Source organism: Stenotrophomonas lacuserhaii (assembly GCF_014836545.1).
GTDB classification, from domain to species: Bacteria; Pseudomonadota; Gammaproteobacteria; order Xanthomonadales; family Xanthomonadaceae; genus Stenotrophomonas; species Stenotrophomonas lacuserhaii.
Map to the genome: position 1 here is coordinate 49,097 of NZ_JACSQS010000006.1, position 14,698 is coordinate 63,794.

Consider the following 14,698-nt stretch of genomic DNA (forward strand, 5'->3'; position numbering starts at 1 on the left):
GGGTGTAGCTCAGTCTGGTAGAGCGCTACGTTCGGGACGTAGAGGTCGCAGGTTCGAATCCTGTCTCCCCGACCACTCCGGTGGTCGGAACGACCGAAGGAAAAATGCGATTCCCCTTGCCGCCCAGTGCGGGAATCGATATGATAGGCGGCTACCCTTCGGGGTGTAGCTCAGTCTGGTAGAGCGCTACGTTCGGGACGTAGAGGTCGCAGGTTCGAATCCTGTCTCCCCGACCACTTTGTTGGTCACGAAGAAACCTGGAAGACGACGGTCTCCCGGGTTTTTTTGTGCCTGTCGTTTTGCCTGGCAACGTACAATGGGCCCCTCCCCCACCCTGCCGCACCGGCGTCCGCCCGGTGCCGCCGTTGCATCCGGAGGCCGCCGCGCGCGCCACCGGCAAGGATCCACCATGAGCCCCACCGCCTCCCCTTCGTCGCCTGCGCCTTCGCTGCTGCACGGGCGCGCCCTGGTCTTCGCTGCCATCGTGCTGGCCGCGGTCAACCTGCGTACCGCGGTCACCTCGGTCACCCCCCTGCTGGACGTGCTGGGCCAGACCTTCGGCTTCGGCACCACCATGACCGGCGTGCTCGGCATGCTGCCGACTGCCTCGTTCGCCTTGTTCGGCGTGTGCACGCCGATGCTGGCGCGCCGCCTCGGGCTGGAGCGCACCACGCTGCTGGCGATGTCGTTGGCGCTGGTCGGCCTGCTGTTGCGCTCCAGCGCGGTCGGCATGGGCAGCCTGCTGGGCGGCTCGATCATCGCTTTGGCCGGCATGGGCATCGGCAACGTCGTGGTGCCGCCGCTGGTGAAGCGTTATTTCGCCAACAAGGTGGGCACGATGAGCACGCTGTACATCAGCGCGCTGCAGCTGGGCACCATGCTGCCAGCGTTGCTGGCGGTGCCGGTGGCCAACGCGGCCGGCTGGCGCGTGTCGCTGGGCATGTGGGCGCTGCTGGCACTGGCCGCCACCCTGCCGTGGCTGATGCTGGTGCGCCGCACCCCGCGCCATGATGTGATCACCGACGGCCCGGATCCGAGTGCGCAGCCGCACGGGCGGGTCTCCGCGACCTCGCTGGGCTGGGGCATGACGCTGATGTTCGGCATGACCTCGCTGATGACCTATTCGATGTTCACCTGGTTGCCGCGCATCGTGGTCGAAGCCGGCGCCTCGCCGGCCTTCGGCGGGGTGATGGTGGCGATGTTCTCCGCGCTGGGCCTGTTGCCCTCGCTGGTGATTCCTTCATTGGCGGTGCGCATGGCCAACCCGTTCCCGCTGGTGTTGATCGGCTTTGGTTCCTTCGTGGTGGCCTTCGCCGGGCTGCTGCTGGCGCCGATGAAAGCCCCGCTGCTGTGGGCCTGCCTGCTGGGACTCGGTCCGTCGACCTTCCCGCTGGCGCTCACGCTGATCAACCTGCGCACGCGCACCCCGACCGGATCGGCCGCCCTGTCCGGCTTCATGCAGGGCGTGGGCTACAGCTTCAGCTGCCTGGGTCCGTTCCTGGTGGGCTGGCTGCACGACGTGAGCGGCAGCTGGACGTTGCCGTTCGGCTTCCTGTTCTGCTGCGCGCTGGTGATGCTGTGCGCGTCGTGGTTCGCCTGCAAGCCGCGCAAGCTCGAAGACCTGTGGTGACTACATCGCTGCGTGAGCAGGCCACCGACGTGACCACGTTGTGATCGGTCGCAACTGACGCAGCGCGTCAGTTGCTGACCCTGTGTTTGTCGCAGGGCGTCTTCCTGCGGTGGCGGCCGCAGCATGCGTCCGTTGCCGGACGGGCATCCCGTCGCCCCCTGCGCTGCGTAAGGAGGTACGGATGCGCTTCGGAGTCCCGCACTGCGGGCGGTTGGCACGTGATGTGCGTCACACTTTCCAATTCTTCATCGTACGAACCAGCTTCTGGGGGTTTCATGTCTGTCCATCGTCCGCTGGCGCGTTGCGTCGGCCTGGCCTGCCTCGTCCTGGCGACAGGCGCGCACGCCGCCCCTGCCCCGTCCAACCGCGCCGGGCAGATGGCTGAAATCAGCCGCCATCGCGACCAGGCCCAGTGGCTGGACGCGCTGGCGGCGATCGAGCGCGCGCAGCAGTCCAGCCCCGATGATGACCTGCTGTACAAGCTGCAGGTGCTGACCCTGGGCGACATCGGCAACGCCAGTCGGGCCTGGCAGCTGTACCAGGCGCGCCCGGAGCTGTTTGATGCGGCTCAGAAGGAACGCTTCGAAGCGGACTACCTGGCCCGCCTGGTGGGCTGGAGCATGGCCTACGGCGAAAGCGAGGACACCCGCCTGGATGAAGCCGAAGACACTCTGGCGCTGATGGATACGTACCTGCAGCGCGACGGTACCCCGCTGGCGCAGGCCCCCCGGCGCATCCGCCTGGACCGCCTGATCCTGCTCAACCGCCTGTCCCGCCACGCCCAGTTGCGCGAGGAATATCTCGCCCTGCGCGCCGATGGCGTGGAGCTGCCCGACTACGTGCTGCCGGCGGTGGGCGATTCACTGATGGCCACCCAGCATCCGGACGAGGCGATCCCTGTGCTGTCGCAGGCGGTGAAGAATGACCCCTCGCGCTTCCAGGCACGCTCGGAACTGGCCTATGCGTACCTGGAAACCGAGCAGGCCGGCACCGCCATCGAGTATCTGGTGAGCTGGCAGAAAGACGAGCCGATCTGGCGCTGGGGCCCGAATGCGCGTGCCCCCTATGCGAACTGGGCCCGCTATGAGGCCGACCTCAACCTGGCGATGATCCGCGCCTACAGCAACGACCTTCCGTCCGCCCAGAGCGAGCTGGAGCAGATGGTCGCCACCGGGCCGGGCAACGGGGGCCTGCAGACTGCGCTGGGCGGCGTCTACCAGATGCGCGGCTGGCCGCGGCGTGCGCTGGAACGCCACCAGATGGCCTATACGCTGGATCCGCGCGATGTCTCCCCGCGCATCGGCATGTTCGAGTCCCACATCGCGCTGCAGCGCGACGACCTTGCCCGCCCGATACATGACGACCTGCTGGCCCGCTATCCGAACCAGCCTTCGGTGCAGCGCATGGACCGCGCCTGGCGCGCACACCGCGGCTGGCAGCTGGACGCCAATGCAGAGGTCGGCCGCAGCAGTGGCGGCGGCGGCGCATCGCCGCTGGGCAACGACGATGGCAGCTACCGCGTGAGCGCGTCCTCGCCGATCCTGGCCGATCGCTGGCGGGTGCTGGCCTTCGCCGACCGCCGTTCGGTGGACTTCCAGAACCAGCGCATCAACCCGTGGTGGTTCGGTGCCGGGGTGAACTACCGCTTCGACCAGCTGGACGGCGAACTGGTGGCCTTGCATCCGAACGACGACGTCGGCGATACCGGCCTGCGCGCGGGGCTCGGCTGGCAGTTCAACGACCAGTGGCACATCGGCGCAAGCGCCGCACGCAACGATGCCGATGCCTCGATGCAGGCCCGCGTGTCCGGCATCACCGCCGACAGCGTGGCGCTGACCAGCACCTATAACCGCAACGAGCGCACGCAGTGGCGGATCGGCGCCAGCCAGTACCGCTATGACGATGGCAACCACCGCGACACCATCAGCACCTCGGTGGAGCAGCGCCTGCTGAGCCGCCCGACCCTGCAGGTGGATGGGCTGGGCAGCCTGTATGCCAGCCGTGGCAGCCGCGATGACGTGCCCTACTTCAATCCTTCGCGCGACCGTTCGGTGGAAATCGGCCTGCGCATCGACCAGCAGTTGTGGCGGCACTACGAGAAGCACTTCCGCCACCGCCTGACCGTGTCGGTAGGCGACTACTGGCAGGAAAGCTTCGGCAGCGCACTGGTGCCCTCGGTTGAGTATCGCCACGAGTGGCAGATCGGCGCGGGGCGGATTTTCGAGTACGGGGTGCGCTGGTCGCGTCCGGTGTATGACGGTCAACGTGAGCGGCATGTCGGCCTGGAAGCCGGCCTGCGCTGGGGAGAATGAGATGCGGGTGAGCAACATGCGACTGCCGATGGTGATGATCCTGCTGGTGCTGCTGGCGCTGTGCGCGCCGCTGCAGGCGCAGACCCTTCCGGAACTGGATGCGGCCGGCAACGGCCTGCTGGTGCTGAGCTACCACGACATCCGCGATGACGTGGCCGCCAAGGGCGATCCGGATGCCTATGCGGTGAGCACGCAGAACTTCGCTGCCCATCTGGACTGGCTGTCCGCGCACGGCTACCACCCGATCTCACTGAGCCAGCTGGTGAAGGCATCGCGCGGGGAAGCCGTGCTGCCATCCAAGCCGGTGCTGCTGACCTTCGATGACGGCCTGCGCAGCGTCTACAGCAAGGTCTACCCGCTGCTGCGTGCGTACGACTATCCCGCCCTGGTGGCGGTGATCACCGACTACGTCGACATGGCCCCGGATCGCACCATCGATTACGGCTACCGGCCGTTCGGTCGCGATGATTTCCTGACCTGGGAGCAACTGCGCGAGATGAAGGACAGCGGCTTGATCGAGCTGGCCAGCCATACCGACAACCAGCACCACGGCGTGCAGTCCAACCCGCAGGGCAATTCCACTCCCGCGGTGATCACCCGTGCCTTTGATCCGGCCACAGGCCGCTACGAGACCGCGGCGGCCTACGAAAAGCGCCTGCGCGATGACCTTTCGCGCAGTGCCGGACTGATCGAGAAGAACCTCGGCGTGCGTCCGCAGGCGATCGTCTGGCCGTACGCGGCCTACAACCAGCTCAGCAACGCGATCGCCGAGCAGCTCGGCATGCCGGTGTCCTTCGACCTGGAAGGCCGCAGCACGCCGGTCACGCGCGACCTGCACGGCCTGGCGCGCCTGCTGGTCACCGGCAATCCAAACGTCACCGGGCTGGCCTTCGAACTGCGCCGCAACACCACCCTGGACGGCACCCGCGCCCTGCAGATCGACATGGACGCGGTGTATGACAAGGACCCCGCGCAGCTGGCGCGCAACCTGGACACGCTGATCGACCGGGTCAAGAAGATCGGTCCCACCCACGTCTACCTGCAGGCCTTCGCCGACCCGGATGGCAACAACACCGCCGATGCGCTGTATTTCCCGAACCGCCACCTGCCGATGCGCGCGGACCTGTTCAACCGCGTGGCGTGGCAGCTGAAGACCCGCGCCGGGGTCAAGGTCTACGCGTGGCTGCCGGTGCTGGGTTATGAACTGCCCGATCCGGCGCAGAAGCAGGCGCTGGGCATCGCCAGTCCGGAAAAAGACGGCATGTACCGGATGGATTTCACCAAGCCGGCCGCGCGCCAGATCATCCTGGACATCTACGAAGACCTGGCGATCAACTCCTACTTCGAAGGGCTGCTGTTCCACGACGATGCCTACGTACGCGATACCGAACTCACCGGCCTGGCGCAGGAAGGCCTGGACGGCAACCGCACCCAGGCGTTGATCGACTTCACCCTGGCCCTGCGTGACCGTGCGCAGCGCTGGCGGCCGAAGCTGGGCACCGTGCGCAACCTGTATGCGCAGCCGGTGCTGGAGCCGCAGAGCGCGGCCTGGTTCGCCCAGCGCCTGGACCTGTTCAACGCCGCCTACGACCATACCGCCCTGATGGCGATGCCCTGGATGGAAGGCAGCCGCCACCCCGAGCGCTGGCTGGACCGCCTGGTGGCCGCGGTGCGCGAACACGATCCGGAGCTGAAGCACACCCTGTTCGAGCTGCAGACCGTTGACTGGCGTACCCGGACCGCGATCCCCGGCGAGCGCCTGCGTGCGCAGGTACGTCGCCTGCAGGCACAGGGTGTGCGTCACCTGGCCTGGTACCCGGATGACTTCATTGCCGACAAGCCGTCCACCGCCGATGCACGCGCGGCGATGTCGGCGCGCAACTTCCCCTATCCGGAGCGGTGAGATGGACCACACGCCTGTCTACTACCTGTTCCAGTTCGCCTTCTTCTACCCGATGGTGATGGCGTTCTTCTGGATGTCGGGAGGCCTGTACTACTTTTTCCGCCGCGAGCGGAAGTCGCGCGACCGCAATGATCCGCCGCCGATGGACGAGTACCCGTTCACTTCGCTGCTGATTCCGTGCCACAACGAATCGGACAACCTGGACGACACCCTCGGCGCGGCGCTGGCGCAGCGCTATCCGGACTTCGAGGTGATCGCCATCAACGATGGGAGCGGCGACGCCACCGGCGCGCGCCTGGATGCGCTGGCGGCGATCCATCCGCGCCTGCGCGTGGTGCACCTGGACCGCAACCTGGGCAAGGCCAATGCGCTGCGCATGGGGGCATTGGCCGCGCGCTCGGAGTACCTGGTGTGCATCGATGGCGATGCGATGCTGGAAGAGCACGCCATGCACTGGATGGTCTGGCATCTCACCAGTGGCCCGCGGGTGGGCGCGGTCACCGGCAACCCGCGCATCCGCAACCGCTCCACCCTGCTGGGCCGCCTGCAGGTGGCCGAGTTCTCTTCCATCATCGGCATGATCAAGCGGGCCCAGCGCGTGTACGGGCGCATCTTCACCATCTCCGGGGTGATCGCCGGCTTCCGCCGCACCGCCCTGCACCGCATCGGCTACTGGGCCGATGACATGGTCACCGAAGACATCGATATCAGCTGGCGCCTGCAGCTGGACCACTGGGACATCCGTTACGAACCCAACGCGCTGTGCTTCATCCTGATGCCGGAAACCCTGCGCGGGCTGTGGAAGCAGCGCCTGCGCTGGGCCCAGGGTGGGGTGGAGGTGCTGCTGCGGCATGGCATGAGCCTGTTCAACTGGCGCAAGCGCCGCATGTGGGGCGTGCTGGTGGAGTACATCTTCAGCGTGCTGTGGGCCTATGTGATGCTGTTGATCATCGTGTTGTGGGCGCTGGGCAAGGTCGTCGACCTGCCGCCGTCGCTGTACATCCAGACGCTGCTGCCGCAGTGGCACGGGGTGATCCTGGCGCTGGTCTGCCTGCTGCAGTTCGCCAGCAGCCTGATCATCGACCGTCGTTACGAAATCAACATCGGCCGTAATTACTTCTGGGTGATCTGGTACCCGATGGCCTACTGGTTGATCAGCCTCTTCACCACCCTGGTGGCACTGCCGAAGACACTGCTGAAGCGAGGCAGGACGCGCGCCACCTGGGTCAGCCCGGACCGGGGAATTCGATGAACGCCAACAAGCCGTCCCGTCGTTTTGATTCGCGCCTCATCCAGAAGCCGCGCCAGCAACCCCGCCTGCAGCGCACCGCGTGGGGCTTCGTCACCATCGCGTTCTGGGCGTTCTATTTCTATCTGTGGGCGCCGGTGCTGACCCTGATGTCCTGGCTGGTGGGCGGCCGCCTGGCGTGGGTGCAGCTGTACGAGCGCAAGCAGCAGCTCGATCCGTTCCTGGTCATCGCCCTGCCGGTATTGCTGATCGGTTGCGCAGCGCTGCTGATCGTGTGGGCGGAATACAATCGCTTCCGCTTTTCGGGCAAGGAGCGGCGTGCGCCGCGCATCGATGTAGCGCATGCGGAGATCGCCCGTGACCTCGGCGCCACCGATGCGCTTGCCCGTCAGTTGGCGGGCGCCAAAGCCGTCACGCTGCACATGGACGATGATGCCCGCCCGGTCGGCATGACCGAACAGGTGCTGACGCAACCTGCTTTCCGGTAGTGACGGCCGCGGGCCGTCAGCGCCTGGCCGTCGTGGGCGACGACCGTTGGTCGTCACATCTTTGCCGCTGCGCTCGCCGAGCATGGCTCGGCGCTACCGGGTGACGGCCCGCAATGGCACGGCGCGACCGGGTGACGACCCGCCCCGGTGGGCGACGACCGTTGGTCGTCACATCTTTGCCGTACGCACCTGCCCTTCCCCGCGCACCACGAAACGTTCCACCGTCAACGCTTCCAGACCCATCGGCCCGTACGCATGCAGGCGCGTGGTGGAGATGCCGATCTCGCTGCCGAGGCCGAGCTGGCCGCCATCGGAAAAGCGCGAAGAGGTGTTGACCATCACCACTGCCGATTGCAGCGCGTGGATGAAACGCTCGGCATTGGCGGCGTCGCGCGTAGCGATCACCTCGGTGTGGTCGGAGGTGTAACGGCGGATATGCGCGATCGCAGCCTCCACGTCATCCACCACTTTCACCGCGATGATCAGATCCAGGAACTCGGCCGCGTAGTCCTCATCGGAAGCGGACGTGCTGCCCGGCAGCAACGGCTGTGACAGCGCGTCGGCGCGCAGCTCCACGCCGCGCGAAGCCAGGGCCTGGCCGGCGCGCGGCAGGAATTCCCCGGCGATATCACGATGTACCAACAGGGTCTCCAGCGAATTGCACGCCGAGGGCCGGCTGCACTTGCCATCCACCAGCAGGTCGACGGCCTGCGCCACGTCCGCGCTGGCATCCACGAACAGGTGGCAGACGCCCTTGTAGTGCTTGATCACCGGCACGCGCGCATGCTCGGCGACGAAGCGGATCAGGCCTTCTCCTCCGCGCGGAATCGCCAGATCGATCAGCTCGTGCAGCTGCAGCAGTTCCAGCATCGCCTCGCGGCGCAGGTCGGTCAGCACCGTCACCGCCGCCTCCGGCACCCCGTGGGCCGCCAATGCACTGCCCAGCGCGGCGGCGATCGCGGTATTGGAATGGATCGCCTCCGAACCGCCGCGCAGGATCACCCCGTTGCCGGCCCTCAGGCACAGCGCCGCGGCCTCGGCGGTGACGTTGGGCCGCGCCTCGTAGATCATCGCGATCACCCCCAACGGCACGCGCACCTTCTGTACGCGGATCCCGTTCGGACGCACGTCGTCGCGCGTCACCTGGCCCACCGGGTCCGGCAGCCCGGCCACCTCGCGCACTGCCTCGGCCATGGCGAACAGCCGCGACGGGTCCAGCATCAGGCGATCCAGCATGGCGTTGCCGATGCCCTTCGCGCGTGCTGCGGCAAGGTCACGCGCATTGCCGGCCAGGATCTGTCCAGCGTTGGATTCCAGCGCCGCAGCCATGGCCCGCAGCAGCGCGCCGCGCTGCGCAGTGTCCAGCCCGGCCACCATGGTGGCGGCCGCACGGCAGGCACGTGCCTGTTGTTCGATGTCACTCATGGGAATCGCCTCGTGGTTCATACCAGCACCAGGTCGTCGCGGTGCACGACGTTTCCACCATAGTTGTAGCCCAGTGCCGCTTCGATGTCGCGCGAATGGCGGCCCGCGATACGGCGAATGTCGCTGGCCGCATACTGGGTGATGCCGCGTGCCACGCTGACCTCGCTGCCTGCATCGCCCGCCCGGGAGCGGATCTCCACCATGTCGCCGCGGCGGAACTCGCCGTGCGCGCCGGTGATGCCGCCGGGCAACAGCGAAGCCCCCTTGGCCCGCATTGCCTGCACCGCGCCATCGTCGACCCAGATCACCCCGGGTTCCACGGGTGCGTGCCGCAGCCAGTACTTGCGCGCGGCCTCGCGACTCTGCGCGGCATGCAGGCGCGTTCCCTGCAGGCGCCCCTGTGCCAGCGCACGCACCACATCGCCATTGCGGCCATTGAACAGGATCGTCTCGATGCCCAGCCGCGCTGCCTTGGATGCGGCTTCCAGTTTGGTGCGCATGCCGCCGGTGCCGGCGCTGCTGCCGCTGCCCCCGGCCATCGCCAGTACCTCGGCAGTCAGTTCATGCACCTGCGCGATCGGCTGTGCAGACGCATCCCGGCGCGGATCGGCGCTGTACAGGCCGTCGATGTCGGTGGCGATGAACAGCACATCGGCATCCACCAGCGCCGCCACGGTAGCGGCCAGGTTGTCGTTGTCGCCAAGCTTGAGCTCGTCCACCGATACCGTGTCGTTTTCGTTGACCACCGGCAGCGCACCGAGCCGCAGCAGTTCAGTCAGCGTGGCACGGGCATTGAGATAGCGACGCCGGTTGCGCAGGTCATCATGGGTAAGCAGCACCTGCGCCACGGGACGTTCGAAGAAGCGTTGCCACAGCCCGATCAGCTGGGCCTGGCCGAGTGCGGCCAATGCCTGGCGGGCAGCCATCGCCGCGCCATTGGCCTCCACCCGCGGCAGGATCGCGCGGCCGGCGGCGACCGCGCCCGAAGACACGATCACCACCTCGCGGCCGGCCAGTACGTTGGCCGATACGAACTGGGCAAGCCCCAATGCGTAGCGCGGGGACAGCCCGCCACCATCGGCGGCGAGCAGGCTGCTGCCGACCTTCAGCACGGCGCGCCGCCAGTCCGGCAGCGCTTGTTCGGGAAACGGCGATGCGGTCATGGCGGCAGGGTCGCTCATCAGGGGCTCAGCGGGTGGTCCATTCGTGGACGGTCAGGTCCGAAGACTGCAGGGTCACCAGCGGATCGCGCGCGACGATGGCACGCGCCTGTTCCAGGGTGGCGACGTTGCACAGCACGTAGGCGCCACCGCTGCCGTCACTGAAGCCACCGGTCAGCTGCAGCTGGCCGGCGGCACGCAGTTCATCGAGGAAAGCGATGTGCGGCTGCACCGCCGCCGGGTCGAAATCCGGCCGGCGCATCGCCATCACCAGGTAGACGGTGCCGGCCATCAGGCCAGCGCCTGCCAGCGCGCGCGCAGGACGTCCAGGCGCAGGTCGGCGGCGGCGCCGGGCGACACCCTGGCGGCCAGGCTGCCTTCCGGCGTACGGCCCTGCCCGGCCGTGTCCGCACCTGCGGCAGCGGCCTTGTAGGCTTCGCGGAACGGTACGCCGGCGACGGCCGCCTCGACCGCCACATCGGTGGCGTACATGCCCGAATCGATGCCAGCCCGCAGCTTGTCATTGCGCCATTCCAGGTTGGCCAGCAGTGCCGGCAGCAGTTCCAGCGCGGCCAGGCCGCGGCCGAAGCCGTGGAAGATCGCGCCCTTGGAGCCCTGCAGGTCACGGTGGTAGCCGGACGGCAGCGAGAGCAACTGCTCGATCTCGGTACGGGCAGCGGCGACGCTGGCATGGGTGGCGCGCATCAGCTCGATGACATCGGGATTGCGCTTGTTGGGCATGATCGAGCTGCCGGTGGTGTACTGCGCGGGCAGTGCCACGAAGCCGAATTCCGCGCTGGTGAACAGCGACAGGTCCCATGCGATGCGGCGCAGGTCCAGGGTGGCGCCGCCGAGTGCTTCCAACGCGGCCATCTCGAACTTGCCGCGCGACAGCTGCGCGTAGATCGGCGATACCTGCATGCGCGCGAAGCCGAGCGCGGCAGTGGTGTGTTCACGGTCCAACGGCAGGTTCACGCCGTAGCCGGCGGCGGTACCCAGCGGATTGGCATCCACCAGCGCGTGTGTATCGCGGGCGCGGACGGCGTTGTCGATGAACGCCTCGGCCCAGCCGGCCCACCACATGCCGGCGGAGGACACCACGGCCCGCTGGATGTGGGTATAGCCCGGGATCGGCAGGTCCTTTTCGGCTTCTGCACGGTCCAGCGCCACCTTGGCGATCTCCGCGCTGAGCTGCGCCACGCGCTGCAGCTTTTCCTTCAGCCACAGCCGGGTCGCCACCAGCACCTGGTCGTTGCGGCTGCGGCCAGTGTGGATGCGGCGGCCGGCATCGCCAAGGCGGTCGGTCAGGCGCGCTTCAATGGCCGAATGGCCGTCTTCGTACTGTTCGTCCAGCACGAACCGACCGGCGCGGAAGTCATCGGCCAGCACCTCCAGTTCGCGCTGCAACCCGGCCAGCTCGTCGGCACTGAGGATGCCGATGTGCTGCAGGCCCTCGGCATGCGCGGCACTGGCGGCGATGTCATGCAGGAAGAATTCGCGATCCAGGATCACGTCATCACCGGCAAGGAAGGTCTGGATCTTTGCGTCGACCGCGACGCCCGGCTTCTGCCACAGAAGGTCTGCCATGCTGTGCTCCATCGGCGGCCTGGGCCGCCCGTTGATTCAATCAGTGCGGGATCGAAGTGAGTTCGTCGATGCCCAGGGCGAGGTTGAGGTTCTGCATGGCCTGGGTGGCTGCGCCCTTCAACAGGTTGTCCAGCGTGGCCACCACCACCACCCGCTTGCCGCCCGGCGCCACGGTGAACCCGCCGACCTGCACGCCGTGGCGGCCGGCGATGCGGCTCACCCACGGCGCTTCGTCGACTACTTCGATCAGCGGCTCATCGGCGTAGGCATCGGTGAAGCGCGCGGCGATCTGTTGGCGGGTCTGCGCCTGGTTGAGCCAGATATTGACCGTCATGGTGATACCGCGGAAGTGCGGCGCCACGTGCGGCATGAACTCCACGGGCACGCGCAGGTGCGCGGACACCTCGCGTTCGTGGACGTGGTTGGTCAATGCGTACGGCATCAGGTTGTCGGCCAGCAGCTCCGGATTGTTCTTGTCCGAAGGCGTGGTGCCGGCGCCGGAATAACCGGAAACACCGAAGCACTGCGGCGGGCCGGCCAGCAGGTCCAGCAACGGGTGGATCGCCAACTGCATCGCGGTGGCATAACACCCCGGGTTGCTGATGTGTTTCTCACCGTTGTAGTTGCCGCGGGTCAGCTCGGGCAGGCCGTAGTACCAGCTTCCCTCGAAGCGGTAGTCAGCAGACAGGTCCACGATGACCGTGTCCGGCTTGGCGGCTTGCAGCGCGGCGACGAACGGTGCGGCCAGGCCATTGGGCAGCGCCAGGATCACCGCGTCCACGCCCTTGGCGGCGACCGCGTCGGCGTCCAGGTTTTCGTACTGCAGTTCGCCGGTGATTTCCGGGTGGTGCTCGGACAGCCGCTGCCCGGCGCGCTCGCGCGAGGACACGAAAGCCAACTGCAGGCGCGGATGCGCGGCCACCAGCTTGATCAGCTCCGCACCGGTGTGGCCGCGGGCACCGACGATGCCCAGGGTGAAGGTTGTTTCGTTCATGCGTGGGTATCCAGGCGGAACTGCAGGTGGCGTTTCACCGCCGCCCATTCCGTATCGATGATGGAGAAAACGACGGTATCGCGCGGCGTGCCGTCGGGATGCCGGGTATGGTTGCGCAGCACGCCGTCCTGCTTGGCGCCAAGGCGCGCGATGGCCGTGCGCGAGGTATGGTTGAACCAGCTGGTTTCAAACACCACGGCCAGGCAGCCGAGCGTTTCGAAGGCATGCCGCAGCAACAGCAGCTTGGCCTCGGTATTGACCCCGCTGCGCTGCACGCGCGGTGCGTGCCAGGTATAGCCGATGCTCAGCTTGGGCACGCTGGCATCGAGTCCGTAATAGCGCGTGGTACCTACGATCTCTCCGCTTGCATCACGGATCACCATCGGCAGCATCTTGCCTTCGTCCTGCGCCTGCAGCGCCGCCTCGACATAGTCAGCTACGCCCGTGACCGACGGCACCTGGGTGAACCACAGCTGGTCCAGCCCGGTGCCTTGCACCGCGCGCTGCAGGCCCGGCACGTGTGCGGCCTGCAGCGGTTCAAGCGAGACATGGCGCCCTGACAGCGTCGGCGCAGCGGTCCACCCGGTGGGCGTGCTCATCCGAGCAGGCTCGGCGAACGCTGCGCGCAGTGGTCGACGTAGGCCTTGATGCGGTCAAAGCCATCGGCACCGAACCAGAAGGTCTTCCACGTGCCCTGTTTGTAGCAGCCATCGGATTCGGCGTAGTAGAAGTGATTGATCGGGTTGCCGTTGCGCGAGCGCCAGAACAGCTGCGGGGTCTCGTCCAGCATCACGTTCCACACCGCCCGGCCCAGGCCCTCGCCCTGTGCGTCGTCGAGCACCGCGAATTTATCCAGGTACACGCCTTCCGCTTCGTCGGTGAGGATCACCGCGGTGCGGTAGTTTTCGCTGACATACGCGCGCAGCAGGCGGGTCTTGTCGAAGTAATCCGGCACCAGCACGCGGCCGAAACTGGATTCGATCAGCCCGCGCAGGCGCGGCAGGTCCAGTTCGTCCCACGACGTCGCGCGCAGCACGCGTTCGCCCTTGCGCACCAGCGTACCGGAGCCTTTGTGGGTGAACAGTTCCTTGGCCAGGTCGGCCGGCCGGGTGATCGACACCGACGACTCCAGCGGCAGGCGGTCCAGCAGCGATTTGATCTGCTCGATCTTCACCTTCATGCCGCCGTGGATCCACGGCTGGCTCATCAGGTGTTCGTACTCGGTGGACAGGTTGATCGAATCGATCACCTTGCCCTCCTCGTCCAGCAGCCCGCCGGTGCCGGTCAGGAAAATGATCTTGTACGGCTGCAGCTCCTGTACCAGTTCGTTGGCGGCGAAGTCGGCGTTGACGTTGAGGATCTGCCCGCTACGGGTTTCGCCCAGGCTGGTGATGACCGGGATCGAGCCGGCACGCAGGCTGGCTTCGATCGGCGCCAGGTTGACCTTCTTCACTTCGCCGACCAATCCATAGGTGGCCTGGTCCATGTACTCGGCTTCGAACACGCCACCGGTGATGGACGTGGCACGCGCACCGTTCTGCTGCAGCGCTTCCACCAGCCGCAGGTTGGACTGCTGGAAGACCTGGCGCACGATCGCCAGCGCTTCCGGCGAGGTCACGCGCAGGCCGTTGATGGTCTGCTTTTCGATGCCGGCAGCGGCCAGCTCGGTGTCCAGCTGCGGGCCGGCACCGTGCAGCACGATCGGGGTCAGCCCGACTTCCTGCAGGAACGACAGCGAGGACGTCAGCGCCTCCAGGTCATCGCGCAGCACCGCCCCGCCCACTTTCACCACCGCGAAGCGTTTGGCGTCGAGCTGCGAAAAACGCTTGAGGTACTGGCTGATTTCCTTCGCGCTGGCCATGCTGGAAAGCAGGCGCACGATGGTCTGGCGGGTCTGGCGATGAGGCTGGAGGGCTGGGGACATTTCGGTTTCATCACAGGCGGCGGGGG

12 protein-coding genes and 2 tRNA genes are annotated in these 14,698 nt (G+C 67.0%); 7 read left to right on the forward strand and 7 right to left on the reverse strand.

Annotation, left to right across the window (positions count from 1 at the left end):
• From H9654_RS07815 to pgaD, 7 genes are all read left to right on the forward strand, one after another.
• Positions 1-75 (forward strand) — tRNA-Pro (locus H9654_RS07815).
• Between the two features lie 84 nt (positions 76-159).
• Positions 160-236, forward strand: a tRNA-Pro gene (locus tag H9654_RS07820).
• A 173-nt stretch (positions 237-409) separates the two neighbouring features.
• Entirely contained in the window at positions 410-1,630 is a 1,221-nt protein-coding gene (locus tag H9654_RS07825) for a CynX/NimT family MFS transporter (RefSeq protein WP_182657163.1), read from the forward strand.
• Positions 1,631-1,905: 275 nt separating this feature from the next.
• A complete protein-coding gene (gene pgaA, locus H9654_RS07830; RefSeq protein ID WP_191770289.1) occupies positions 1,906-3,942 on the forward strand; it encodes a poly-beta-1,6 N-acetyl-D-glucosamine export porin PgaA in 2,037 nt (678 codons plus the stop codon).
• A gap of 16 nt (positions 3,943-3,958) precedes the next feature.
• Complete coding sequence (gene pgaB, locus H9654_RS07835; protein WP_191770464.1) at positions 3,959-5,845, forward strand: poly-beta-1,6-N-acetyl-D-glucosamine N-deacetylase PgaB; 1,887 nt, start codon at positions 3,959-3,961, stop codon at positions 5,843-5,845.
• A 1-nt stretch (position 5,846) separates the two neighbouring features.
• Positions 5,847-7,097, forward strand: a complete 1,251-nt coding sequence (gene pgaC / locus H9654_RS07840; protein ID WP_191770291.1) for a poly-beta-1,6-N-acetyl-D-glucosamine synthase — start codon at positions 5,847-5,849, stop codon at positions 7,095-7,097.
• Positions 7,094-7,582: a poly-beta-1,6-N-acetyl-D-glucosamine biosynthesis protein PgaD gene (gene pgaD, locus H9654_RS07845; protein ID WP_191770293.1), complete on the forward strand. Its 489-nt coding sequence runs from the start codon at positions 7,094-7,096 to the stop codon at positions 7,580-7,582. The genes pgaC and pgaD overlap by 4 nt, the downstream gene beginning before the upstream one ends.
• Positions 7,583-7,750: 168 nt before the next feature.
• On the opposite strand, the gene H9654_RS07850 is transcribed toward pgaD, so the two are convergent.
• Genes H9654_RS07850 through H9654_RS07880 form a run of 7 tightly spaced genes read right to left on the reverse strand, consistent with a single transcriptional unit; the run spans position 7,751 to position 14,672 of the window.
• Entirely contained in the window at positions 7,751-9,007 is a 1,257-nt protein-coding gene (locus H9654_RS07850) for a glutamate-5-semialdehyde dehydrogenase (protein WP_191770295.1), read from the reverse strand.
• A gap of 17 nt (positions 9,008-9,024) precedes the next feature.
• Entirely contained in the window at positions 9,025-10,188 is a 1,164-nt protein-coding gene (gene proB, locus H9654_RS07855; protein ID WP_191770297.1) for a glutamate 5-kinase, read from the reverse strand.
• 7 nt (positions 10,189-10,195) lie between these two features.
• A complete protein-coding gene (locus H9654_RS07860) occupies positions 10,196-10,459 on the reverse strand; it encodes a YciI family protein (protein WP_191770299.1) in 264 nt (87 codons plus the stop codon).
• Positions 10,459-11,754: an argininosuccinate lyase gene (argH, locus tag H9654_RS07865; RefSeq protein ID WP_191770300.1), complete on the reverse strand. Its 1,296-nt coding sequence runs from the start codon at positions 11,752-11,754 to the stop codon at positions 10,459-10,461. Before argH ends, H9654_RS07860 begins: the two co-directional genes overlap by 1 nt.
• A gap of 40 nt (positions 11,755-11,794) precedes the next feature.
• Complete coding sequence (gene argC / locus H9654_RS07870) at positions 11,795-12,748, reverse strand: N-acetyl-gamma-glutamyl-phosphate reductase (protein WP_191770302.1); 954 nt, start codon at positions 12,746-12,748, stop codon at positions 11,795-11,797.
• Positions 12,745-13,347 carry a GNAT family N-acetyltransferase gene (locus H9654_RS07875; RefSeq protein WP_191770304.1) on the reverse strand — a complete coding sequence of 201 codons (603 nt, stop codon included), beginning with the start codon at positions 13,345-13,347 and terminating at the stop codon, positions 12,745-12,747. The genes argC and H9654_RS07875 overlap by 4 nt, the downstream gene beginning before the upstream one ends.
• Entirely contained in the window at positions 13,344-14,672 is a 1,329-nt protein-coding gene (locus H9654_RS07880; RefSeq protein ID WP_191770306.1) for an acetylglutamate kinase, read from the reverse strand. The genes H9654_RS07875 and H9654_RS07880 overlap by 4 nt, the downstream gene beginning before the upstream one ends.
• Between the last annotated feature and the right edge of the window lie 26 nt (positions 14,673-14,698).

Bases quoted from the DNA above. Each gene is read 5' to 3' on its own strand.
- argH (WP_191770300.1), bottom strand. From the start codon at position 11,754: ATGGCAGACCTTCTGTGGCAGAAGCCGGGCGTCGCGGTCGACGCAAAG.
- pgaA (WP_191770289.1), top strand. From the start codon at position 1,906: ATGTCTGTCCATCGTCCGCTGGCGCGTTGCGTCGGCCTGGCCTGCCTC.
- pgaC (WP_191770291.1), top strand. From the start codon at position 5,847: ATGGACCACACGCCTGTCTACTACCTGTTCCAGTTCGCCTTCTTCTAC.
- H9654_RS07875 (WP_191770304.1), bottom strand. From the start codon at position 13,347: ATGAGCACGCCCACCGGGTGGACCGCTGCGCCGACGCTGTCAGGGCGC.
- pgaB (WP_191770464.1), top strand. From the start codon at position 3,959: ATGCGACTGCCGATGGTGATGATCCTGCTGGTGCTGCTGGCGCTGTGC.
- H9654_RS07880 (WP_191770306.1), bottom strand. From the start codon at position 14,672: ATGTCCCCAGCCCTCCAGCCTCATCGCCAGACCCGCCAGACCATCGTG.
- H9654_RS07825 (WP_182657163.1), top strand. From the start codon at position 410: ATGAGCCCCACCGCCTCCCCTTCGTCGCCTGCGCCTTCGCTGCTGCAC.
- pgaD (WP_191770293.1), top strand. From the start codon at position 7,094: ATGAACGCCAACAAGCCGTCCCGTCGTTTTGATTCGCGCCTCATCCAG.
- H9654_RS07850 (WP_191770295.1), bottom strand. From the start codon at position 9,007: ATGAGTGACATCGAACAACAGGCACGTGCCTGCCGTGCGGCCGCCACC.
- proB (WP_191770297.1), bottom strand. From the start codon at position 10,188: ATGAGCGACCCTGCCGCCATGACCGCATCGCCGTTTCCCGAACAAGCG.
- argC (WP_191770302.1), bottom strand. From the start codon at position 12,748: ATGAACGAAACAACCTTCACCCTGGGCATCGTCGGTGCCCGCGGCCAC.
- H9654_RS07860 (WP_191770299.1), bottom strand. From the start codon at position 10,459: ATGGCCGGCACCGTCTACCTGGTGATGGCGATGCGCCGGCCGGATTTC.